This window comes from Ruminococcus bovis (genome assembly GCF_005601135.1).
GTDB lineage: Bacteria > Bacillota > Clostridia > Oscillospirales > Acutalibacteraceae > Ruminococcoides > Ruminococcoides bovis.
The window spans coordinates 1,264,277-1,289,100 of sequence record NZ_CP039381.1 but is presented as its reverse complement, the minus strand read 5'-3'; the positions used below and the strand labels follow the sequence as shown (position 1 = coordinate 1,289,100).

The following is a 24,824-nucleotide window of genomic DNA, read 5'->3' as shown; positions in this document are numbered from 1 at the left end:
CTCCTTACATGGAACCTTCTCTTTTAAGGATTACTTTTATGGTTTTTAAAATAATTTTCACATCATAACTTAAAGACCAGTTTTGGATATACTGTGTATCAAGTTTTACTACTTCTTCAAAATCAGTAATATCACTTCTTCCACTAACCTGCCACAAACCTGTAATACCCGGCTTTGTAGAAAGTCTTGCTCTGTGGTGAAGTTCATACTTCTGCACTTCATTAACTGTTGGTGGTCGAGTACCGATTAAACTCATATCACCCTTTAGTACATTTAAAAATTGAGGAAACTCATCAAGGCTTGTATCTCTTAAAATATTACCTATACCTCTCTTGGTTGTACCATCCGGTAACTTTTCAAAACCAATAATTCTTGGATCTTCATCCATCTTAAACATAAGACCATCACCAACTTTATTGTGTTCTTCAAGTTCCTTCTTTCTTTCCTCAGCATCCATATACATACTACGGAATTTATACATTTTAAATGTTTTACCGTTTTCACCAACTCTTTCTTGAGCAAAGAATATTGGACCCGGATCAGCCTTTTTAATTAACGGACCGATAATCAGTGTTAAAATGCCTGTTAAAACACAACCGATAATACCGACTACAATATCAATAAGTCTTTTAACAAGTAGTTGGAAAGGTGAAGCATAGTTAATTGTTGTTGTTAATACAGTGTAACCCGCCATATGTTCAACAAACTGTTTTCTACCTAAAGTATTATTCTCATTAAACAACTTAATGTGAGTGATAACACCCATTTCTTCAAACATATCAACCAAGAATGTAGGATAAGGTTGTTCTTGGTCTAGGTTAATAAATACTTCATCAACCCAGTTCTTGCAAACAAACTCATATACATCATCACTATTTGCAACAATCTTTACACCATCAATGTATTCACCTTTTAAATCCTTGTCAATAACAGAAATACCTACAATGTTATATCTTTGATAATTTTTATTTCTGATATTGTCAAGTACAGTTTCCATTAAACTTTCTGTTGTAACAATAAATAGTTTTCTTTTGCCACCGTTAGTTGCTCTTTTAGTTAGAAAAAGTTTCCATAAACATCTTACAGTAAAAGTGATTACAACATAGAATACAAACATCAATAGCAATAAGTATCTATTGTAATAGTTAGTTGTATCTGTAATATAGATTGAAATAATAGAAAGTAACGCAACTATTATTGAATGTTTAACCGTTATAGAAATTTCTTTAAACAAATCTCTCTGTATTACATTTCTGAAGGTCTGATAAAAAACAATAACTGCACTATCAATTAGCGTTACAACAAGTAATGCATTGTTATAAAATGTATTTCCATAAGGGTTTTGCCCTTTAAAAATTATTAAATATGAAAATAAATAAGCCAAATGTAAGCAAAATAAATCTAACAATAAAAAGTCAAAATGCTTTCGCCAACTTTGATACCGCTTTTTATACACAGTACCCCTCCAACAAATTCTTCCACAAATCGCCTTAAAAGCCCATTGTATCTACATTTTTAGACACAAATATACATATAATATTATACAAGATAATAATTGTTCTTTCAATGTATCGAATAACCAAAATAATGTAAATTATAATAAACATTTATAAGAGTTTGACTATAAGTTGTTATCAAATAAAAGATATATGCCAAATAACGGCAAAAATTAAGGGCATCTGCAACTAGATACCCTTAAAATTCTATTAAATTCCAACATAATGGACTTCATCCACTATTTCACCGTTAAAGTAATACACTCTAGGAATTCTCTTACTTACATCACAAACAAATTCATAGTTAAATGAACCGGCTGTTTCAGCTACTTCTTCACAAGATAAGAAATCATCACCATCTTTGCCTACTAAAGTAACTGTATCTCCAACCTTAACATTTGGAATATCTGTAACATCAATCATAAACTGATCCATACAAACTCTGCCGATAATGTTAGCTCTCTTACCGTGAATAAGAACTTGACCTTTGTTACTTAGTGAACGAGGATAACCGTCAGCATAACCAACAGGTACAGTAGCAACTACTGTGTCTTTATCAGCAACATAAGTACCACCGTAACCAACTGCAACACCTTTGCTGATAGTCTTAACAAATGAAACAGAAGTTTTTAGTTCCATAGCAGGAATAATCTTAAAATCTTCTTCTCTCATTTCATGACTAGGATATAGACCATAGTTGATAATACCACTACGAACAATATTTAGATTCATATCAGGTAGTTCCATAATAGCTGCTGAGTTACTAACATGGCAATTCTTAAGCTCTATTCCCTCATTCTCTAGCTTTTCTTTAAAGTTCATAAATCTGTTATACTGGTCAATAGCAATGCTCTTATCGACTTCATCAGCTCTGTATAAATGAGTAAACATACCGTCAATCTTAATGTTAGGCAATTTTGCAATTTCCTTAATCACTTCAACACTTTCATCAGTATCGGCAAAACCGATTCTGCTCATACCTGTATCAAGTGCTAGGTGACATATTGCAAACTTATTCATCTTTACTGCTGTATCAGAAAAGTCCTTTGCCATATCATAAGAGAAAATCGCAGGTATTAAATCATAGTTAATTACATCTTCATACTGTAATTTATCGGTATATCCCAAAAGATTAATAGGCTTTGTAAAACCGGCTACTCTAAGGTCAATACCTTCTTCTACAACTGCAACTGCATATCTATCAATTAAGTCGTCACAATACTTTGCAATTTGTTTTGCACCGTGACCATAACCGTCAGCCTTGATAACTGCCATAAGCTGAGTACCTTCTTTGATACTGTCTTTAACTAACTGAAAGTTATGATGGATTGCATCCAAATTTATATTAGCTTTTGCTCTATAATATTTTTCCATTGTAAACACTTCTTTTCGTTTATTCTTTATAATTATACATTTCCAAACAAGGATAATCAAGTTTATTTAAGTTTTTTATTTAACTACTTTTATATTTCAGATTTTTGTACTATAATATTCTAAAAATATAGAGAACATTAACCCTTATAAGCTCTCGACTTTTTCTATTAAATATGTTAAAATTTATTATATATGAAATAGAGGAAAAGATATGTTATTAGTAAATTTTTTTGATTTTATATGTAAAAAATTCGGAAGAAGTTTCTTTATAATCTTTAAGATAATTATTCCATTACTTGCAATGCTAGTACCAATTGACCAAGTATGCAGATGGCTACTGAGTTCTTCTTCCAAAGTTACTGTACTGATTTTATATGCTTGTTTTTTGGCAATGCTTATTTTTGTACCAAAAATAGCATCAGTAGTTGAATTTATTGTAATAGGACTTGCATTTGTTCTGTGCTTTTCTTTAGGTTCAGTTACCCATTTATTTGGATGGGTAGTTATGATTTTTGCCGGAATATTTCTATTCTTTAAAATTCTGTTTTTCCTAGCCATATTAATTAAACAAGCAAATCCTAATATAGAAATGGATAGTAAAGAGTGATATGCAAAATTTAAATTTTGCAAAAGGAGAAAATTATGGTTGAAACATTTATCTTAAATACCGACCCACTGGATAGCAAAGAGCTATTTGAACAGTTACTTGAACAGGTCGATGACACCAGAAAAGAAAAAATATTAAAATTAAGAACCTTTACAAAACAAAAGCAATCTTTAGGTGCCGGACTATTAATCAAAAAATATGTTGGAGATGTTCATTCTCTAAACAAAAACGGCAAACCTAAGAATAACGATACTGAATTTAACATTAGTCATAGTGGTAAGTATGTTGTACTGACAAAAGGTGGTACAGAACCTGTCGGTGTTGATATTGAACTTATGCAGAGAGGCAACAAGCACATTGCACCAAGATTCTTTACACTTGATGAATGTGTACAAATTGACCGTAGCTATGACCCGGACAAAACATTTACACAGATTTGGACTTTAAAGGAAGCATTTCTAAAATGCATCGGTTCAGGTGTTGGCAAAGATTTAAAGAGGTTTACAATTCATATTGATGATGAAAAAATCAGAATTGACAACAGAATCAACAGAAATTTCTACTACTTTAAGGAATATGATGTTTCCGGTTATAAGCTTTCTGTTTGTAGTGAAGACAACAGATTTGCAGAAACTTTGGAAGATGTTACCGATGAAATCTTTAAATTAGAAGAAACTAAATAAGCAATAACAAAAGTAATGGCACTTCAAATGAAGTGCCATTTTTGTATTTATATTAATTTTTAATTAAACTCTTCTTTTCCAAGTTGATGGAATTAGTAAAATCATCATAGGGAAAATCTCAAGTCTACCGGCAAGCATATCGAAAGAAAGAACAATCTTGCTTAAAACAGATAAATGTGCAAAGTTAGAAGTTGCACCAACACCATCCATACCGGGACCAATGTTGTTGAAACAAGTAACTACTGAAGTAAATGTAGTTACAAGGGACTGTCCCTCAATACTGACAAGTAAAGTACTTGTTAAAAGAATAAACACATAAATAACTAGGTAAGTGTTAATACCCTTTAGGATACTGTTATCAACACTTTTTTTGTTTATTCTAACACTCATAACCTGTCTAGGGCGTACCATCTGTTTAATATCTCTTATCATCTGCTTAAAGTACAGTACAATTCTTGTAACTTTCATACCACCGGCAGTTGAACCGGCCATACCACCGACAAACATTAAACTGATTAGTATTACCTTAGAGAATACAGACCATTGTTCAAAGTCAGCCGTTACAAAACCTGAGGTACTGACTATGGAAGTTACTGTAAAGTAAGAATCTCTAAATGCAGTTTCAAATGCTATTTTGCCTGTTGATAGCAAGTTAATACATATCAAAGTGATACTTGCAACTACCATTCCTAAGTAAACTTTAAGTTCGGTATCTTGTAGCACTGCCTTAAACTTTCTTAGTATCATAAAGAAATATAAGTTAAAGTTTACACCGAATAATAGCATAAATGTTGCAACTACATATTCAACATATGGACTGTGATAACCGGCAATAGATGCATCCTTTACCGAGAAACCACCTGTACCGGCAGTTGCAAAGGCAGTAACAACACTGTGATAAAAGCCAATACCGGAGAACATTAACATAATAATCTCAAGTGCAGTTAAGATAAAGTACAGAATATAAAGAATTCTGGCCGTATCAGTTAGTTTACTAACAATTTTACCGGCTTTAGGACCCGGAACTTCAGCTCTCATAAGGTGCATTGCCTGACCATCACCCTGAGGTACAATAGCCATTAAGAATGTAATAACACCCATACCACCTATCCAGTTAGTAAAACTTCTCCAAAATAGTAATCCGTAAGGATTACCTTCAACCTTAGTTAAGATTGATGAACCGGTTGTGGTTAAACCGGAAACTGTTTCGAAAAATGCGTCAAGATAATTAGGTATCATACCTGAAATAACAAATGGTAAGCAACCAAATGCTGACATAAATATCCACGCAAGACCACAAATCATAAAACCTTCTTTAGCAAGAAGCATTTTATTCTTTGGGGTTTTCACACCAAAAGCAAGTCCAACACTAACTAAAATAACTATTGGAATCAAAAATGCAATCAGTGTATCATATTCACCATAAATAATAGCAACGATAAGTGGAAGTATCATCAAAGTACCTTCCATAAACATTATCTTGCCAAGTACATTTACTACTGCTCTGTAATTCATACAAATATATCCTCGATTGAACGAATTGATTTACTCTTAGTAACAATGATAATTGAGTCACCGGCCTCAATTATATCATCACCGTTAGGGAAAATAATCTTTTTCTTTCTGCTAATTGCTGCAACAAGAAGGTCCTTCTTAAACTTCAAAGTGTGAATTGGCTTTCCTAAATAATCAGCATCATTTGGAGTAATAAACTCAATAGCCTCAATTCTACCACCCATTAGTTTATATAGGTTTCTAATCTGGTCACTATTAGCATTAAGCTTTGCTCTTAAATACTTAACAATAGTAGAAGAAGTTACCTGACTAAGTGAAATCGCACTTTCTCCCATTACCTTTTCGTAAAGCTGGAAAAACTCAGGTTCATTAATTTTAGTTACTTGCTTATGAACATGCAAGTTCTGTGCATACATAGCAACAAGGAAATTAGCCTCATCACTGTCTGTAACAGTAACAACTGCATCACATCTGTCAATGCCTTCTTCAATAAGAAGTTTATGGTCAGCAGAGTTGCCAAGCACAACTCTGGCTTCAGGAAGATTACTGGCAAGGAACTTACATCTGTCACTATTCTTTTCTATGATAGTAACATCAATACTCATCTTTGCAAGAATTGCAGCAAGATAAAAGGAAATCTTTGAACCACCGATTATCATAACATTCTTAACCTTATCTTTTAAGATTCCCATACCCTTTAAGAAGTTTACAACTTGCTTATGGATACCGGTAATATAGATATTATCCTTTTCTCTGATAATAAAGTTACCGTTAGGGATAAATACCTCTTCACCACGCTTTACGGCACAAATTAGGAATTCATTACCGTAAATCTGAGAAATCTCATAAATAGGTTTATCAATAATATTGTTACCTTCCTTGATAGATATTTCAATCATATCAATTTTGCCATTAGCAAAGGTTTCATAATTAGTTGCAGTAGGGAATTTTAGAATTCTGGAAATCTCCGAAGCAACACTCATATCAGGGTTAACCATCATAGAAATGCTAAGTTCATTTCTCATAAAGTCAATCTGATTAACATACTCAGGACTTCTAACTCTTGCGATAGCATGTCTTGCACCCATTTTTCTTGCGATTAAACAAGAAAGGATATTTATTTCATCAGAATATGTTGTAGCAATTACAAGGTAAGCGTTCTCAACTCCTGCTTCTTTCAGAGTATCACACTGAGTACCGTTACCAAGTACACCGTTGACATCTTGTTCATCAACAACTCTGTCAACTCTCTGTTCATCAATATCTACCACAACAACATCATGGTTTTCTTCTCTCAGGCTGCTAATAAGGCATTTGCCTATCTTACCGGCACCGATTACAATAACATTCATTACACAATACCCCTGTAATTTGTAATTTATAATATATCAGCATTATTATATCACTATGAAACAAAAAATCAAACCTAAAAAGTCCCAATATAACAGAAAAATTATTACAGTTTTGGAACATTTTCTACAATTGTCGCTTTTTTATTGACTTAGTCTATTTTATTTGTTAAAGTAAAGTTAAATATGTACTATTAAGGAGGTATATTAATTTTGAAAAAGTTTTTAACTATTTTATCTATTGTGACTTTATCCTCTGCACTACTAGTATTTGCAGGTTGTAGTACAGATAATAACAACAGTTCAAGTAGCGAACCAAAAGAACCTACTGTAACAGTTTCTCAGTCTGTATCATTTAGCTTTAAGGCAACCTCATCTACAAAGGCTACAACAAAGCCATCAACTACTAAGAAAACAACTAAACCTTATACACAGCCAACAACTAAGTATGTTGCTCCTACTACAGAGTATGTAGCACCTACTACACAGTATGTTGCTCCAACTACTCAGTATGTTGCACCTACTACACAGTATGTTGCTCCAACAACAAAGTATGTTGCACCAAGCAGTAACCGACTAACTGCAAGTGAAGTTAGCAAAATGTCTAAGACAGAAATTCAGAACAAAATCAACGACATTTATGCAAGTTACGGTTACATATTCAAAACAAAGAGTATTCAGGCTTATTATGAAAGTCAGTCATGGTATGTACCAAGATACAATTCAGAAACAACTGTTGAATCACTCTTTAGTGCAGATGACAACTACAACAAAAACCTACTGGCACAATACAGATAAAAAACACCTGGGCAAGTTTTTACTTGCCCTTTTTTATTGACAACAACCTATAAAACTAATAAAATATGCTTATAATATTAGTAAAACATTACGAGGTTTATTATGAACGATTTTGTAAGAGTAGCATCAGCAGTAATCAAAACTACTGTAGCAGATACTACAAAGAATACTGAAGAACATATTAAAATGATGGAAAAGTCAAGTAAAGAAAATGTTGACATTACTGTTTTTCCTGAATTATCTATTACAGGTTACACTTGTCAAGACTTATTCTTTCAGAAAGAACTACTTGACAAAACATATTCAAGTCTAATTGAAATTAAGAAAAAGTCAGAAAAGCTAAAGGGTATCTTTGTTGTAGGTGCTCCTATTAAACACAAAAATCAACTTTTCAACTGTGCCGTTGTAATTTCTAAGGGTACTGTTTACGGTATTGTACCTAAGACTTACTTACCTAACTACAATGAGTTTTACGAAAAAAGATGGTTCAGTACAAGTATGGACACAGAAGACAGTTTTATTAATTTTGACGGTGAAGAAGTACCATTCTCACAAAATGTATTTGATGCAAAGGGCTTTACATTTGGTGTAGAAATTTGTGAGGATCTATGGACACCTATTCCACCATCAACTGTACTTTCTATGTCAGGTGCTGAAATTATCCTTAACCTATCAGCAAGTAATGCACTTATTGGCAAGAGAGATTATGTAAACTCAATGGTTAAACAAAACAGTGGTAGCAACATTGCAACATATGTATATTGTTCAGCCGGTTCAGGAGAAAGCACCCAAGACCTTATTTACAGTGGTCACTCAATTATTTGTGAAAATGGTGTTATCTTAAAGGAAAACAAAGAAATTATTGAAAACAACTACCTACTAATTACAGATACAGATTTAGGTAAAATTCGTTTTGACAGATTAAAGAACAAGTCATATAAAGACTGTATCACAAACAATATGTTTTCCACATTTGACACAGTAAATGTGGATTATTTAAGTGATAATGAGATTGTTACTAAGGGTGAAATGTACTATATTGACAGAACACCATTTGTACCGTCAAACAATAGCAAAAAACTTGAAAGATGCTTAGAAATTTTCTCAATGCAAGTTGAGGGCTTAAGAAAGAGAATTTCTGTTATCGGTGGCAAAATGGTAGTTGGTGTAAGTGGTGGACTTGACTCTACCCTAGCACTACTTGTATGTGGTGAAGTTTGTCGCAGAATGGGAAAACCAATGACAGATGTTGTTGGTGTTACAATGCCTTGTTTCGGTACAACAGACAGAACATACAACAATTCCCTTGACCTAATGAGAACACTTGGCATTACTACAATGGAAATTCCTATTGCAGACAGTTGTCGTCAGCATATGAAAGACATTGGTCACAATGAAGAAGTACACGATATTACTTATGAAAATGTACAAGCCAGAGAAAGAACTCAGGTACTGATGGATGTTGCCAACAAGGTTGGTGGTATTGTTGTAGGTACAGGTGACCTTTCTGAACTTGCACTTGGTTGGTGCACATACAATGCTGACCATATGTCAATGTACGGTGTTAATGCATCAATTCCTAAAACACTTATTAAATGGATGATTGATGCAGTAGCAAAGAACAATATCTTTAATGACAGCACAGCTACTCTTGAAGATATTATTGACACACCGATTTCTCCGGAACTTTTACCACCTACTAAGGATGGCAAAATTGCTCAGAAAACAGAAGAAAAGGTTGGTCCATATTTATTACATGACTTTTTCTTATACTATGTTCTTCGTTTTGGCTTTAGACCAAAGAAGATTTATTCACTTGCAGTTACTGCTTTTGACGGTGAATTTAACAAGGACACAATTAAGAAGTGGTTAAAAACATTCTATCATAGATTCTTCACTCAACAATTCAAGAGAAGTTGCCTACCTGACTGTGTAAAGGTTGGTTCAGTTTGCCTTTCTCCAAGAGGTGATTGGCGTATGCCAACAGACTCAAGTGCAAAGCTATGGCTTGATGAGGTTGAAAGTTTATAATTTAGAATAATAAGCATACTAAAAGGGTTGCACAGAAGTGCAACCCTTATTTTTATACTATCTAAATTTTTTACTGTTCTTCTGTTAAGTCAGGTAACTGTAAGCAATATTCGTAAAAGTCCTTTAGGCTACCTTGCTTATAACCACTAATATCAACATTATCTCTGTTAATAAGGTCATCGGTAACAAGGAATGTTTCCATTCCTACTGTAGCAGATACCATATCTTCCCTAGCATCATTACCAACCATCAAAGTTTCTTCCGGTTTACATTTTGCCATTTCACAAGTTTCAATAAAGTACTTTGGGTTTGGCTTACAATACTTTGAATTTTCATATGTAGTAATTACAGAAAAATCATTTTTATCAAGGCCTGCCCACTTTACTCGTCTTTCTGTTGCGATTTTTGGGAAGAATGGGTTTGTTGCCATTACGGTGTTATAACCTTTTCTTCTAACTTCATCAACAATTTTTCTTGAATATGGGTTTACTGTTGTAGCCTCTTTTGTAAGGATAAATTCGTTTTCGTAGTAACCGTTAAACATAGGAATATCGTTGATAATCTCAGGTCCAACCATTGTTGCAACCTTATTCCAAAAACACATTTTGTTTGACATAGCACCTTGGTTCTGGTACATAGCCTCCATACCACCAAGTAATGCTTTTTGTAATGTTTCGGGACTCATTTCTATATAAGGGCATACTGCCTCTGCCATTGAAGAAAAATAAAGTTTCATAAACTTTTTCATATCCATAGGAAGCATCGTTCCATCTAAATCGAAGAATATATTTTTAATCATCTATCTCTCTCCTTCTCCATAAACTAATTTGCTTTCATATTAACATATTCTGCACGAAGCTTACTATAAGCAAATCTCTGACTACTATAAATACTGTAGTAGCCTGAAAGCATATAACTAATACAAACTGCCACAACATAAAAGGCAGTTCCTTCTCCACCAAATAGCTCTATGCTTAAAAGTATTGATGCAATAGGACAGTTTACAACACCACAGAATACTGCCACAATGCCAATTGCTGCACCAAATGTAGGATCAAGTCCTAGGTGTGCACCAATAGCACAACCAAAGGTTGAACCGATAAACAAAGTAGGAACAATCTCGCCACCTTTAAAACCGATAGCCATTGTTACTGCTGTAAAAATCATTTTCAAAATAAAGTCATAGTACTTTGCATGACCTTCATTTACTGCTGTTACAATAGTCTTTGCACCAAGACCTGTATATTCATCACCAAAAATCAGTGCCAATGCTATAAAAATAACACCACCACACAACATTCTAATGTAGGGGTTCTTAAATAATTTGGTTAATCCTTCCTTAGTATATTTCATTATTAAACAGAAAAGAATACTAATAAAGGCACATAGAATTGCAAGTCCACCTGTTTGTAACATTGAAATAAGTGAAAGGTGTGGTACTTTCGGTGGGTTGTAAGGCAAAGTAAAACCTTTAAATAAGTAGCTTATTGCATAGGCTACAAGACTTGATACAACACAAGGTACAAATGCTGAGTAGTAAAGCACACCAACAGCTATTACTTCCATAGCAAAGAAAGCAGCAGTTAGTGGTGTACCGAAAAGTGCAGAGAATAAAGCACCCATACCACACATAACGGCAACATTCATATCCTTTTGGCTAAGTCTAAAAATTCTACCAACCTGAGCACCGATACTACCACCAAGCTGAAGTGCAGCACCTTCTCTACCTGCTGAACCACCAACCAAGTGAGTAAGAACTGTACTAATAAAAATCATAGGTGCAATAATAATAGGCACACCTTTTAGGTGTCTGATTGAATGTAATATTAAATTAGTGCCACCGTCACCTGAAAGTTTTGCTTTGTCATACATTAAAACAATCAGTAAACCAAGCACAGGCATTAAGAATAAAAGTGCCGGATACTGCTGATGCAGACCTGTTACATAGGAAATACTTTTGTTAAAAGCAACTCCTATAAATCCACCCAAAACCCCGGTGATGGAAGCTATGATAATCCACTTAACAAAAACTCCTGCGTATAAGAAAATACGCATAATCTTCATTTTTGCTATCCAAAAAAACTTTTTCAAATTTCCATCTCCAATGGGACAATTATACCACTAATATTAGGTATTATCAATTATAAAAGTTAAAACCTTTAATTTTTTCAGTATTTATGCTATTATATAAAGGAAGATTAATATGAAAAAAATCGTACTGGTTGGCACAGGAATGGTAGGTATGAGCTTTGCTTATGCTTCCCTTAACCAAAATTTGTGTGATGAGCTTGTGCTTATTGACATTAACAAAGAGAGAGCTATCGGTGAGGCTATGGACTTAAACCATGGCTTAGCCTTTTCAAATTCTTCAATGAAAATCTATTCAGGGGAATATACCCATTGTAGCAATGCAGACATTGTTGTAATTTGTGCCGGTGCTCCACAAAAAAGTGGAGAAAAACGACCTGAGTTACTAAAGAAAAACACAGAAGTTTTTAAGTCTATTGTTGCACCTGTATGTGAAAGTGGCTTTAAAGGGATTTTCTTAGTTGCCACAAACCCTGTTGATGTTATGACAAGGGTTACGGCAAAAATCTCAGGCTTTCCAAAGTCAAGAGTTTTCGGTACAGGCACAACCCTTGACTCTGCAAGACTAAGATACCTTCTTGGTGATTACTTTGGCATTAATCCCAGAAGTGTTCACGCATATGTTATGGGTGAGCATGGTGATACAGAGTTTGTACCTTGGAGTCAGGCTCTATTATCCACAAAATTAGTTGATGATGTGCTAGAGGATAATCCAAACACCTTTAAAAAAAGGGATATTGAGAGAATTGAGGCTGAAGTTAGAAACTCAGCTTACAAAATCATTGATGCAAAAGGTGCAACATACTATGGAATCGGTATGGCAATTGTACAGATTTGCAGAGCGATTTTGCAAAATGAAAATTCAGTTCTCACTGTTTCTTGTTGCTTAAACGGTTGCTATAATCAAGAAAAAATTTATGCCGGTACACCGGCTATAATAAATCAAAGTGGTGTAAAGTCACTTATTGAACTTTCACTAACTGATACAGAAATGAAAAAACTTCAAGAAAGTTGTGATGCTCTTGAAGATTACTTTAAAAGTATTAAGTTGTAGGTGATATTATGGAAAATATTGAAAAATTACAAGAAATAATTGATAACAGTAATAACATTGTTTTCTTTGGTGGTGCAGGTGTTAGCACAGAAAGTGGTATACCTGACTTTCGTTCTGTTGATGGGTTGTACAACTTAAAATACAAGTACCCACCTGAACAAATTATCAGCCATACATTTTTCCAATATAAGCCTGAAGAATTCTACAGATTTTACAAGGACAAAATGATGTGCCTGGATGCTAAACCTAACAAGGCACATACTTTCCTTGCTAAGTTGGAAGAAAAAGGAAAACTTTCTGCCGTTGTAACTCAGAACATTGATGGACTTCACCAAGCCGGTGGCAGTCATACTGTTTATGAGCTACACGGTAGCATACATAGAAACTACTGTACAAAGTGTCATACATTTTATGATGCTGAATTTGTTAAAAATAGTAAAGACCTTATCCCTAAATGTACAAAGTGTGGTGGAATCATAAAGCCTGATGTTGTGCTATACGAAGAAGGTCTTGATGATGAAACTGTAACAAATGCCATAAATGCTATTTCTAACTGTGATACACTTATTATTGCAGGTACCAGCCTTGTGGTATATCCGGCAGCAAGTTTTATCAGATATTTTAAGGGCAACCACCTTGTACTGATTAATCTTAGTGAAACATCAGCTGACAAAACAGCTGACCTAGTTATTCATGGTAAAGTGGGAGAAGTTCTATCTCAAATTAAAATTTAATAAAACAAATGCACTTTGAAAAAAGGCAAGGTGCATTTCATATATATAAACCTCACAAACTTTATTGGAAAGAGAAAAGAAAGGGAGATTTATATGACAAACAAAATTCTTAATGGAATAAGAAAGATTAAGCCACTAAATATTTTGGTGCTAACTTTAGCCGGTATTATAAACGCCTTTGGTGTTACATTGTTTTTAGCACCGGTTAAGCTATATGACAGTGGTATTTCCGGTACATCAATGTTGATTTCGCAAGTAACACCTGAGTGGTGTAGCCTATCACTTATTCTTATTGTGCTGAATATTCCTATATTTTTATTTGGCTTAAAAAGAGAAGGTGCAAGTTTCACTTTTTACTCAATTTACACCGTTATTATTTATTCTGTTTCTGCTTACTTAATAACCGATGTTTTGCCTATTGATGTTAGCCTTGTATCACCACTAGCCGGTACAGATTTGTTTTTATGTGCTATATTCGGTGGTGTAATTTCAGGTTGTGGCAGTGGTCTTGCACTTAGATTTGGTGGTGCAATGGACGGTATGGAAATTATCGCAGTTGTATTTGCCAAGAAGTTAAACCTTTCTATCGGCACATTTGTAATGATTTTCAATGTTATTCTTTACATTATCTGTGGTTTGGTAATTAACTCTTGGGTGTTGCCACTTTATTCAATCGTTACTTATGCAGCAGCACTAAAGACAATTGACTTTATTATCGAAGGATTTGACCGTTCAAAGGCTGCTTTCATTATTACTACAAAACCTAAAGAAGTGTGTAAGGCACTTTCAGATACTTTTGAAAATGGTATCACAACTGTTGATGCTAAGGGTTATTATTCCGACTCAAAAAAGACTATGATTTACTATGTTGTTAATCGTTTTCAAGTTGGTAAAATGAAAACCATTGTACATAACATTGACCCTAAAGCATACATTTCACTAAATGATGTGGCAGATATTTTCCCTGCTAATAAGAATGATAACGGTAGTAAAAGTTCTGCTAATGAAAATCCCATCAATACAGAAACTCCAACCCTAGAGGAAGAAATTAAATCTGACTTGTCAGAAAAATTAGGTTGATTCTAGTGTTTATTTTATGGTGCAAATTAGAGTTTGTGTGGATGATTATGTAGTTGTAGGTTAATTAGATAGTAACCGATTAATTCATCTAATTAATAGCTTTTTCCCTCCTTCAGTCATTCTTTAAAAGGTGAATTGCTCTGCAATTCACGAATGACAGCTTCCTCGTCTGAGGAAGCCAAACACAATATGTACAAATTTGTAAGTTTGTACACAAAGAAGAAATTATACAGACCTTGTTGCCTCCCTCGCTGAGGGATTCCATATTAACTGAAACTTTTCTCTATTTCTAACTATAAAATATAAGAAAAATTATGAGTTACAGTTGTAGGGGACATCATTGATGTCCCGTAACAATTTTTCCTATTTATCAGTATTTTGTCCTATTTAAAAATCTTGAAATTATAGTTTGTAAATAGGGCAATAATCCCATAGGTATCGCACTTTTAACGGGCGAACGGTGTTCGCCCCTACGACTGTGAGCCAAAATATGATATAAATAAAACGGCATTATTTATGCTACAAAATATTGTTGTATTATTAATTGTGCAATAACTTGGTATACAAGAGAGAAAGGACATAGTATACACTTTTTTATAATTTACAACAACCCCACAAACCCTAATTTATCATTCTCACCTTTACTCACAGACAAAATTGAAAAACCCTAATTTGTTGAAGTATTTTCAGCTTAGTATAATCAAATTAAAAAAAACAATTTATAAAACTAATCTTTACCCAAAATTAAGAATAAAAAGACATAAGGACTTCTAAAACAGAAGTCCTTATTTTTTATCTTGCTGAGAGGCAAGTTCAATATTCTTTTGTATAATACTTTGACCTTGGTCAACATAGCTTGAAGCGATACTATAATACTTATTATAGTATTTATCATAGGTATTCACTATAGTTTTCTTATATCTATCGGTAAGTGCCATACCACCGACAAAAAGCCCAACTGCCAAAGCAATGATTGATAGCATAATAATCACTTGCTTACCTGTTAGCTTATCTTTCATATTATCACAACCCTTACCTATTATATAACATAAAGTAAGAATTTTTGCAAGAAAAAAGGGAGTGTAAAATACACTCCCTAGTATATAAAGTAATGAATTACTTATTTAGGCTTTCGTATACTGCAACTGCACAAGCAACTGTAGCACCAACCATTGGGTTGTTACCCATACCGATAAGACCCATCATTTCAACGTGAGCAGGAACTGATGAAGAACCGGCAAACTGAGCATCACCGTGCATTCTACCCATTGAGTCTGTTAGACCGTATGAAGCAGGACCTGCACCCATATTATCAGGATGAAGTGTACGACCTGTACCACCACCTGAAGCAACTGAGAAGTACTTAACGCCATTTTCAATAGCCCACTTCTTGTATGTACCTGCAACTAGATGCTGGAAACGAGTTGGGTTAGTTGAGTTACCAGTGATTGAAACACCAACATTTTCCTTCTGCATAATAGCTACGCCTTCACGAACATCGTTAGCACCGTAGCAACGAACAGCAGCTCTTTCACCATCAGAGAACTTAACTTCACGAACAACCTTTAGTTCGCTGTTGAAGAAGTCAAAATCTGTTTCAACATATGTGAAACCGTTGATTCTTGAGATGATGTAAGCAGCATCCTTACCAAGACCGTTAAGGATAACTCTTAGTGGTTCTTTTCTAGCCTTGTTAGCGTTTCTAGCAATACCGATAGCACCTTCAGCAGCAGCGAATGATTCGTGACCTGCTAGGAATGCGAAACACTTTGTTTCGTCTCTAAGTAGCATTGCACCTAGGTTACCGTGACCTAGACCAACATTTCTCTGTTCTGCAACAGAACCAGGGATTGTAAATGCTTCAAGACCTACGCCGATAGCTTCAGCAGCTTCAGCAGCAGACTTAACGCCCTTCTTAAGACCGATAGCACAACCTAGTGTATAAGCCCAGCTAGCGTTTTCAAATGCGATTGGCTGAACACCCTTAACGATTTCGTCTGGGTCAAAGCCGTTATCTAGACATAGCTGTCTTGCCTCTTCAAGAGAACCGATACCATTTTCAGCAAGGCACTTCTCGATTTTTGGCATTCTTCTTTCCATACTTTCAAATGTAACTGCCATGTTTAAATCTCCTCCTTACTGATTATTCTTCTCTTGGGTCAATGTACTTAGCAGCGTTATCAAAACGGCCGTACTGACCAATGTTATTTTTATATGCTTCATCCGGTGTAACACCATGACGAATATCCTGCATCATCTTACCAAGATTTACAAACTGGTAACCGATAACTTCGTCATTTTCGTCAAGAGCTGTCTTAAGAACATAGCCTTCTGCCATTTCCATAAAACGAACGCCCTTAGCCTTTGTTGAGAACATAGTACCAACCTGTGAACGAAGGCCCTTACCAAGGTCTTCTAGACCGGCACCGATTGGAAGACCGTCTTCTGAGAAAGCAGTCTGTGAACGACCGTATACTAGCTGTTCAAAAATGTTCTTCATAGCTGTGTTAATAGCATCACAAACAAGGTCTGTGTTTAGACATTCTAGTAGAGTCTTGCCAGGTAGAATTTCTGCAGCCATAGCAGCTGAGTGAGTCATACCTGAACAACCAACTGTTTCTACAAGAGCTTCTTCAACAATACCGTCTTTTACGTTTAGTGATAGCTTACATGCGCCCTGCTGAGGAGCACACCAACCAATACCATGTGAAAAACCTGAAATATCTTTGATTTCATAAGATTTTACCCATTTACCTTCTTCAGGAATAGGTGCAGGACCGTGCTTTGGTCCTTTTGTTACAGTACACATATTCATTACTTCATTAGAATAATTCATTGTACTTAACTCCTTTCTTTGATTTGTTTGAGAAAGTCCTCTCATACAAGGTAATTATAATCTTTTTTAAGTATTTTATCAAGCATTTTTCTTTATTATTTGCTATTTTTTATCATATTAACTTTTGTTTAAAGATTTTTTGACATACTTTTAACTTAAAAAAGTAAAAAGTAGCTTCCAAATGAAAGCTACTTTATCTATCGTTATTTTACTGTAATCTTACATTTTGCAGACTTTTTACTGCCATCCGTTGTTGATACAGTAATTACTGCTTTACCCTTTTTCTTACCAATAACCTTACCCTTTGAATTTACAGTAGCAACAAGCTTTTTGTTTGTTTTCCAAGTAACTTTCTTGTTGCTTGTTGTGTTAGGATTTACAGTTGCTTTTAGTGTATAAGCACTACCTTTTTTCAAAGTTTTGTTATTTACATTTAGTTTAATCTTGGTTGCTTTCTGAACAACTTTTACTTTACAAATGGATTTAATTGTATTATCACTTGCCAGTTTAGCAGTAATTGTGCAAAATCCATTTGATACAGTTGTCACCTTACCGTTCTTATCTACTTTTGCAACTTTACTGTTACTTGAGGACCAAATAACTCTTTTATTTGTTAGTTCATTTGGTGTAACAGTTGCTACTAGCTTGGTAGAAATATTCTTGTTTGTTTTTGCAAGGGTAAGACTATTTTTACTTAAACTTATTTTACCTTTAACTATTGGTACAGTTGTAGGCTCTGTAGTTGTAGAATCTGATGAAATTGGCTCTGCAACTGCATAAATAATATTTATCTCTTTATCACAACTTACATAATATGTGCCGTCACCATTATCTTTACAAATATACTGTTGATAATAATAATCGCCATCATTTTCTTTCATCAATCCATAATAGATTACAGTAGTTAGCTTATAGCCATCGTTTGGAGTAATTATCTCGCTATAATGACCACCACTTAATACAATGTTGGATTTTCCGGATGATGTACAATTTACAAGGTTACGGCTAATAGAAATATACCTGCTATTACCGATAGCTTCGGTTGTATCGGCAGTTTTTTCATAAGCCTTTGCAATAATCTTAACATCATCAGTAACTTTTGAAATAATAATCTTATATGATTCGTCTGTTATTTTTTGAGGATAAACAACCTGATCCCCCATCATCGCTCTTACATCCATACCATCAAAATTTTTGACAATATTTGATGTAATAGTCGCAACATATGAGTCACCTTTCTTTACAGTTTTATCTGTATTTGAAATAGTAACATTATTTGATGAAACATATTCTATACTACAAGTTTCAGTTGTTACTGCAAATGCAGATACCCCTACAAATGATGATAAAATCATCATTACCGATAAAATAATTGATATTGTCCTTTTCATACATATCCTCCTTAGTTTATCTTTCTACAGGAAATTTGTCAATTATTCCCATTATATATTGTTGAATTAACTTACAATCCATCACCGTTATTATAACATATATTATAAAAAAATGTTACATTTTTACAATATTCGTATATAAAAAATATCACACCACATTTGTATATATTACACAACTTAATGTACATTTTGCACAAAACAAAAACACCCTTGAATTAAATTCAAGGGTGCTTTGCATTTTGTTATTATATTTGGAAGAATATACGGAATAATCTGATTAATCCTTAAATGGAACTGAGAAAGCCTCATCAAGTAGTCTTGATAGACCATATTCCTTTTCATTCTTACTCTTAACCTTTACTGTAGTTACAATAATGCTTAGTGCAATAAATACTGCTGCAAAGCCTGCTAGTACAAGCATAATACCTGTAATATCCTGACCTGTAGCAATTGTCATTCTAAATCCGTCAACTGCATAAGAGAATGGGAAGAATGGTTTCATGGTTCTGTAGATACTTGGTGAAAGGTCAAGTGGATATGTACCACCGGCACAACCAAGTTGTAGAACTAGAAGAACAAGTAATGCGAATGAACCAACCTTACCAAGGATAATGTTGAAGAAGTATGCAATTGCAGTAAATGCTACAGAAGTCATAATAGCTAAAGCAAATGTTCTGCCAACATAAGCCGGATCCATACCGTTTACATTAATTAGAAGTGTTACAAGAACTGCACCTGCACCAACTGCAAACAGTGCAAGTTCAAATAGTTTTCTAATCCAAAGTTTCTTCTTTCTTCTGATACGCTTAGGGTCATTTTCTGCACCTGTTACAACACAGAATGAAATACCTGCTACCCAAAGACCTGCACACATCATATATGCTGCCATAGCTGAACCGTTGTTAGCTACCTTAGAAACCTGAGTTTCATTTGCATTTACAGGAGAAGCAAACATCTTCTTCTGCTTACTTGAGATTGTTGTATCCTTAGCAGTATCAGCGCCCTTCTTAAGTGCTTTCTTAAGAGTTGTAACACCATTATCAACTGTTGTTAAGCCCTTACCCAGTGTCTTTGAACCGTCATAAAGTTTATCTGCACCGGTAGAAATCTTTGTTGCACCATTTGCCAATTCCTTACTACCGGAAACAAGCTTATCGTTATTATCCATTAACTGTCGTGTACCATTTGCAAGAGTTGTTGAACCGTTAAATAGTTGTTCAATACCACTTGAAAGTGTTGGTACACTGTCTTTTAGTTTATTAGCACCATTTGATAAATCAGTAGCACCCTTATTAAGAGTCTTGTTGTTATCAGTTAATTTCTTAGTACCATCAGCAAGTGTCTTAACACCACCTGTGTATGTTGTAACACCGGTCTTTAGTGACTTAGTACCGTCATTTAGGCTCTTAGCACCATCGTTAAGGCTCTTACTGTTGTCATTTAACTGTTTTGTACCCTTTGCAAGAGTATCAACACCACCTGTGTATGTTGATAAACCTGTTTTTAGAGTACCAATACCACCATCTAGCTGAGAAGCACCAATTTTAAGAGCAGTAGCACCTGGGATAAGCTTTGTATCAAGTGTATCCTTAACAGAGCTTAAACCACCATATAGTGCAGTTACTTGAGTACTTGCAGTAGGTAGTAGTAATTTTGAGTTTTCACTAATCTTCTTAACTGATGCCTTTACAGTATCAACTGACTTACCAACTTCTTTAGCTGTTGATGCTGCTGTCTTTAGGTCAGCACCGGCAGTTGTTAAGTCAGACTGTACACCGGATAAACCGTCACCGATTTCTTTTGCTGAAGATTTTAAACCATTAATTACAGATGCTTGAGTTGCTGCATCAAGGCTCTTGAACCAGCTTGAAGTAGAAATTGTTGCAATTTCTTTCTGTAAAGATGTAAGACCGTCTGATGCTGATTTTAGTTCAGCACCTGCATTTTGAATATCAGCACCAACAGTTGTTAGATCACTTCCAAGTGTTGACTCTTCTGCATTTTGTAGGCTATCATTTAACTGAGAAATACCACTGTTTAGAGCAGTAAGACCACTTGAAAGTGTCTTTAGCTTTTCTGCATTTTCATCAGTTACTGACTTTGCAAGTTCACCGGACATTGTGTTAAGTCCTGACTTTAAAGTTGAAGTACCTGTTGACAATGTGCTTGAACCTGTCTTTAGAGAAGAAGCACCACTGTTAAGTGTGCTTGAACTTTGTGACAATGTTTGAGCACCTGTGTTAGCAGTTGCAACACCTGAAGTATAAGTCTTAATACCTGACTTTAAAGTTGTTGTACCGTTATGCAAAGTAGAAACACCGTTATTTAGTGTACTTGAATTTTTGTTAAGTGTCTGAGCACCTGTGTTAGCAGTTGCAACACCGTCAGTATAAGTTTTGATACCGTCTTTTAGTGATACACCACCATTTGCTAAAGCACTAATACCACTTGAAAGAGTAGGTACATTACCGTTTAATGTATCAAGACCTGCTTTAATTCTCCAAGCACCGGAATTTAAGGATGTAACACCATTAGTATATGTTACAAGACCTGTGTTTAGAGTATTTGCACCATCGGCAAATGTTACTGAGCTATCTGCTAAAGTCTTTAGGTTAGTTGTAATAGTGTCATTACCATCTGAAAGTTTACCAACACCGTCATTTAGCTTCTGTGCACCATCAACTGCATCATAAAGGCTATCAGCTGTATCTCCAATAGTATCAAAAACTGTCTGTGTATAAGTTTCTGTTACTGTATGTTCGATTTCTGTTTTGATTTTTTCCAAAGCAGTTGAACTCATCTTAGAGGCAATGTAGTTTTTGCCCGGATTAGTTTTGTAGTCAAGCTCCATCTTCTTAGGATTTGCATCCATCAAAGTTGTTGCATTTTTGGAAAAATCTTTTGGAATGGTAATAACCATATAATATGTACCATTCTCAATACCTTGTTCAGCCGTATCGCTATCAACAAAATTGAATTTCAAGGAATCATTATCCTTTAGTTTATCTACAAGGTCATCCCCAATGGACAATGTTTTGTCATTGTACTCAACGGATTTGTCGTAATTCACCACAGCTACCGGTAGGTCACCTATGTTACCATAAGGATCCCACATTGAACCCAAGAATACACAAGCGTATATTGATGGAATCAACATTACAATACAAATCGCAATAATCGGTAAGACCTTGAGTATAAAAGTTTTTTTCTTTTTACTCATACAATCACCTCATAAAAAAATTAAACATAGTGTTGATTTCTTGAACATTTTCTATTATACTAGTATTGTAAAAAAACACAATAAGCAATTTGCAACCATATGTACGATAATAAACATATTTGTAAATTGTGTTGAGAAGGTGAAATTTTATGGGTACACAGGACAGAAGAATTAGGAAAACCAGGGCCGTTCTAAAAAGTTCACTACTTTCTCTAATGAAAGAGAAAAGTGTGAAACACATTACGGTAAAAGAGTTGTGTGACAAGGCAGACATTAACAGAGGAACTTTTTATCTTCATTATACAGATGTATTTGATATGTTAGAACAAATTGAGGACGATATGTTTAGGGAACTTGATGAATTTCTTGTTCCTATTGAAAAACAAGATGATGTTCTAAACGAAGAACTTTTCAGAGAAGTTTTTATCTTTGTAAAGAACAACAATGAATTTTGTCAGGTTATGCTTTCCGATAGAGGAGAAATTGCCTTTACTAAAAAGTTGATTAAATTCTTGCATAGCAAATTTACAAATCACTTTGGTGATACTAATACAGCAGAGCATTACTTTTCTTTTATGGTGTTTGGTGTTTTGGGCATAATTGAAAGTTGGCTTAATAATGGTATGAAGGAAACTCCCGAAGAAATGGCAGAAATTTGTTCTAATATTATTCAAAACAAAATCAGAGAACAACTTAACTAAATTTTTCTATGAAAAAAGGTCGGTACTTATTGTACCGACCTTTCTGTTATTTATTAAGTTAAGATAACAACATTTTGTCTGACTCAGCATCTTCACCGGCAATTTCAGCAAATTTAGCCATAAGGTCAGCTTTTGTTAGTTTCTTCTTTTCTTCACCTTGAACATCATAGATAATCTGACCGTTGTTCATCATAATAAGTCTGTTACCGTGAACAATAGCATCATTCATATTATGAGTAATCATCATTGCAGTCAACTTATCTCTCTCAATAATTTCTTCAGAAATCTGTAGAACCTTAGCAGCAGTTGTAGGGTCAAGTGCTGCAGTATGTTCATCAAGAAGTAGTAACTTTGGTGTTTGTAAAGATGCCATAAGAAGAGTTAATGCCTGTCTTTGACCACCTGAAAGAAGTCCTACCTTTGATGTCATTCTGTCCTCAAGTCCTAAGCCTAAAATCTTTAACTTTTCGTGGAACATTTCCTTTTCTTTCTTTGTAATGCCCCACTTTAAAGTTCTTTTCTTGCCTCGTCTATAGGCAAGGGCTAAGTTCTCAATAATCTGCATATCGGGAGCAGTACCCATCATAGGGTCTTGGAAAACTCTTCCGATAAACTTTGCTCTTTTATATTCAGGTAAACCTGTAACATTTACACCGTCAAGAATAATACTACCGTTATCAACAGGCCATACACCTGTAATAGCATTCATCAAAGTTGATTTACCTGCACCGTTACCACCGATGATGGTAACAAAGTCACCCGGATTAAGGTGGAGAGAAACTTTGTCCAGTGCTTTCTTTTCATTAATTGTACCGGGATTAAAGGTTTTTTCAATAGAACTAATCTTTAGCATCTAACTTCTCTCCTCTCTTTTTAGCTTTACTAAATGAACTTTTACTCTTTGACTTTAAGTAAGGAACTGCTAGGAACAATGCAACGATAATTGCAGTAAATAGCTTTAGGTCGTTTGAATTTAACTTTAGCCACAATACAATTGTCATAATGAAGTAATAGATAATACCACCGATTACAACAAAAACAAGTTTACCGATAAAGTTCATCTTCTTGCCTAAGATAGCCATACCGATAGCTTCCCCTATAATAACTGCTGCAAGACCTGTTACGATAGCACCTCTACCTTGGTTAACATCGGCAAAGCCTTGATACTGAGTCATTAAACCACCTGAAAGTGCTACGATACCATTTGATAATGAAAGACCGATAACTTTCATTGTTGAAATATTGATACCTTGTGCGCTACTCATTGAGTGGTTACTACCTGTTGCTCTAAGTGCTGAACCTTGTTCTGTACCAAAATACCAATATAACAAAGCAATAAGTGCTACTGCAAAAATAGCAGAAACAATAATTGCCTGTGGTACATTGCCAAGAGTAACATATAAATCCTTTTCACCAAAAGCAAATGATTTATTTGATGAGAAGTCCATAATTCTTAGGTTAATAGAATATAGAGCAATCTGTGTTAAGATACCTGCAAGAATAGCCGGAATACCTAACTTAGTATGTAAAATGCCTGTAACAAAACCTGCCACAAGTCCGGCAAGTACTGCAATAATTAAGCAAGACCACATAGGGAAACCTGCAAGTTTTAACATAATAGTTACTGCACCACCGGTTGTAAAAGTACCATCAACTGAAAGGTCGGCAACATCAAGTAGCCTAAAAGTAATGTAAACTCCCAAAGCCATAATACCCCAAATAATACCTTGAGCAACTGCACCGGGTAAATTATTTAGAAGTTGTAGTGGACTAAGAGAGCTAAAGTATGACATAATAGCGTCCATTTTTATCCTCCTATAATTACGCCCAAAAGCATATAAATGTATTTTCTCATTTGAAACACATT

21 protein-coding genes are annotated in these 24,824 nt (G+C 34.6%); 8 read left to right on the top strand and 13 right to left on the bottom strand.

Features of this window, described 5'->3' with window-relative positions; all coding sequences use genetic code 11:
- Positions 1-4: 4 nt before the first annotated feature.
- Both E5Z56_RS06035 and alr read right to left on the bottom strand, forming a co-directional pair.
- The gene (locus E5Z56_RS06035) at positions 5-1,456 is read right to left on the bottom strand and encodes a sugar transferase (RefSeq protein WP_138157023.1); all 1,452 of its coding nucleotides are present in this window, start codon (positions 1,454-1,456) and stop codon (positions 5-7) included.
- Between the two features lie 250 nt (positions 1,457-1,706).
- Positions 1,707-2,870, bottom strand: a complete 1,164-nt coding sequence (gene alr, locus E5Z56_RS06030; protein ID WP_138157022.1) for an alanine racemase — start codon at positions 2,868-2,870, stop codon at positions 1,707-1,709.
- Positions 2,871-3,081: 211 nt separating this feature from the next.
- On the opposite strand from alr, the gene E5Z56_RS06025 reads away from it, so the two are divergent.
- Together E5Z56_RS06025 and E5Z56_RS06020 are read left to right on the top strand one after the other, a co-directional pair.
- On the top strand, positions 3,082-3,477 hold the full coding sequence (locus E5Z56_RS06025) for a hypothetical protein (RefSeq protein WP_138157021.1): 396 nt from the start codon (positions 3,082-3,084) through the stop codon (positions 3,475-3,477).
- Between the two features lie 35 nt (positions 3,478-3,512).
- Positions 3,513-4,160, top strand: coding sequence for a 4'-phosphopantetheinyl transferase family protein (locus tag E5Z56_RS06020; protein ID WP_138157020.1), 648 nt, complete (start codon positions 3,513-3,515; stop codon positions 4,158-4,160).
- A gap of 63 nt (positions 4,161-4,223) precedes the next feature.
- Here the strand turns inward: E5Z56_RS06020 and E5Z56_RS06015 are convergent, their stop codons facing one another.
- Both E5Z56_RS06015 and trkA read right to left on the bottom strand, forming a co-directional pair.
- The gene (locus E5Z56_RS06015) at positions 4,224-5,675 is read right to left on the bottom strand and encodes a TrkH family potassium uptake protein (RefSeq protein ID WP_138157019.1); all 1,452 of its coding nucleotides are present in this window, start codon (positions 5,673-5,675) and stop codon (positions 4,224-4,226) included.
- Positions 5,672-7,027: a Trk system potassium transporter TrkA gene (trkA, locus tag E5Z56_RS06010; protein ID WP_138157018.1), complete on the bottom strand. Its 1,356-nt coding sequence runs from the start codon at positions 7,025-7,027 to the stop codon at positions 5,672-5,674. Before trkA ends, E5Z56_RS06015 begins: the two co-directional genes overlap by 4 nt.
- Before the next feature lie 210 nt (positions 7,028-7,237).
- Here trkA and E5Z56_RS06005 point away from each other — a divergent pair, with 210 nt between their 5' ends.
- Both E5Z56_RS06005 and E5Z56_RS06000 read left to right on the top strand, forming a co-directional pair.
- The gene (locus E5Z56_RS06005; protein WP_138157017.1) at positions 7,238-7,822 is read left to right on the top strand and encodes a YARHG domain-containing protein; all 585 of its coding nucleotides are present in this window, start codon (positions 7,238-7,240) and stop codon (positions 7,820-7,822) included.
- 102 nt (positions 7,823-7,924) lie between these two features.
- On the top strand, positions 7,925-9,853 hold the full coding sequence (locus tag E5Z56_RS06000) for an NAD(+) synthase (protein ID WP_138157016.1): 1,929 nt from the start codon (positions 7,925-7,927) through the stop codon (positions 9,851-9,853).
- A gap of 70 nt (positions 9,854-9,923) precedes the next feature.
- Here the strand turns inward: E5Z56_RS06000 and E5Z56_RS05995 are convergent, their stop codons facing one another.
- Positions 9,924-10,652, bottom strand: coding sequence for an HAD family hydrolase (locus E5Z56_RS05995; protein WP_138157015.1), 729 nt, complete (start codon positions 10,650-10,652; stop codon positions 9,924-9,926).
- A gap of 23 nt (positions 10,653-10,675) precedes the next feature.
- Positions 10,676-11,944, bottom strand: a complete 1,269-nt coding sequence (locus E5Z56_RS05990; RefSeq protein WP_232842406.1) for a chloride channel protein — start codon at positions 11,942-11,944, stop codon at positions 10,676-10,678.
- A 112-nt stretch (positions 11,945-12,056) separates the two neighbouring features.
- On the opposite strand from E5Z56_RS05990, the gene E5Z56_RS05985 reads away from it, so the two are divergent.
- The 3 genes from E5Z56_RS05985 to E5Z56_RS05975 all read left to right on the top strand — a co-directional run bounded on the left by E5Z56_RS05985 (position 12,057) and on the right by E5Z56_RS05975 (position 14,809).
- Positions 12,057-12,995, top strand: coding sequence for an L-lactate dehydrogenase (locus E5Z56_RS05985; protein WP_138157014.1), 939 nt, complete (start codon positions 12,057-12,059; stop codon positions 12,993-12,995).
- Between the two features lie 8 nt (positions 12,996-13,003).
- The gene (locus tag E5Z56_RS05980) at positions 13,004-13,729 is read left to right on the top strand and encodes an NAD-dependent protein deacylase (RefSeq protein WP_175405392.1); all 726 of its coding nucleotides are present in this window, start codon (positions 13,004-13,006) and stop codon (positions 13,727-13,729) included.
- Between the two features lie 93 nt (positions 13,730-13,822).
- Positions 13,823-14,809 carry a YitT family protein gene (locus tag E5Z56_RS05975; RefSeq protein ID WP_138157012.1) on the top strand — a complete coding sequence of 329 codons (987 nt, stop codon included), beginning with the start codon at positions 13,823-13,825 and terminating at the stop codon, positions 14,807-14,809.
- 785 nt (positions 14,810-15,594) lie between these two features.
- On the opposite strand, the gene E5Z56_RS05970 is transcribed toward E5Z56_RS05975, so the two are convergent.
- The 5 genes from E5Z56_RS05970 to E5Z56_RS05950 form a co-directional block, all read right to left on the bottom strand.
- A complete protein-coding gene (locus E5Z56_RS05970) occupies positions 15,595-15,828 on the bottom strand; it encodes a hypothetical protein (RefSeq protein ID WP_138157011.1) in 234 nt (77 codons plus the stop codon).
- Between the two features lie 97 nt (positions 15,829-15,925).
- Positions 15,926-16,930, bottom strand: coding sequence for a GGGtGRT protein (locus tag E5Z56_RS05965; RefSeq protein ID WP_022505048.1), 1,005 nt, complete (start codon positions 16,928-16,930; stop codon positions 15,926-15,928).
- A 22-nt stretch (positions 16,931-16,952) separates the two neighbouring features.
- Complete coding sequence (locus E5Z56_RS05960; protein ID WP_022505047.1) at positions 16,953-17,645, bottom strand: iron-sulfur cluster assembly scaffold protein; 693 nt, start codon at positions 17,643-17,645, stop codon at positions 16,953-16,955.
- A gap of 203 nt (positions 17,646-17,848) precedes the next feature.
- Complete coding sequence (locus tag E5Z56_RS11890; RefSeq protein ID WP_232842405.1) at positions 17,849-19,036, bottom strand: Ig-like domain-containing protein; 1,188 nt, start codon at positions 19,034-19,036, stop codon at positions 17,849-17,851.
- 277 nt (positions 19,037-19,313) lie between these two features.
- Positions 19,314-22,256, bottom strand: a complete 2,943-nt coding sequence (locus tag E5Z56_RS05950) for a YhgE/Pip domain-containing protein (RefSeq protein WP_138157010.1) — start codon at positions 22,254-22,256, stop codon at positions 19,314-19,316.
- Positions 22,257-22,405: 149 nt separating this feature from the next.
- Between E5Z56_RS05950 and E5Z56_RS05945 the strand changes: the two genes are divergently transcribed.
- Positions 22,406-22,957 (top strand): TetR/AcrR family transcriptional regulator, encoded by a 552-nt coding sequence (locus E5Z56_RS05945; RefSeq protein WP_138157009.1) that lies wholly within the window; start codon positions 22,406-22,408, stop codon positions 22,955-22,957.
- Positions 22,958-23,015: 58 nt separating this feature from the next.
- On the opposite strand, the gene E5Z56_RS05940 is transcribed toward E5Z56_RS05945, so the two are convergent.
- Entirely contained in the window at positions 23,016-23,810 is a 795-nt protein-coding gene (locus tag E5Z56_RS05940) for an ABC transporter ATP-binding protein (RefSeq protein ID WP_138157008.1), read from the bottom strand.
- Positions 23,797-24,762: an ABC transporter permease gene (locus tag E5Z56_RS05935; protein WP_353845988.1), complete on the bottom strand. Its 966-nt coding sequence runs from the start codon at positions 24,760-24,762 to the stop codon at positions 23,797-23,799. Before E5Z56_RS05935 ends, E5Z56_RS05940 begins: the two co-directional genes overlap by 14 nt.
- Between the last annotated feature and the right edge of the window lie 62 nt (positions 24,763-24,824).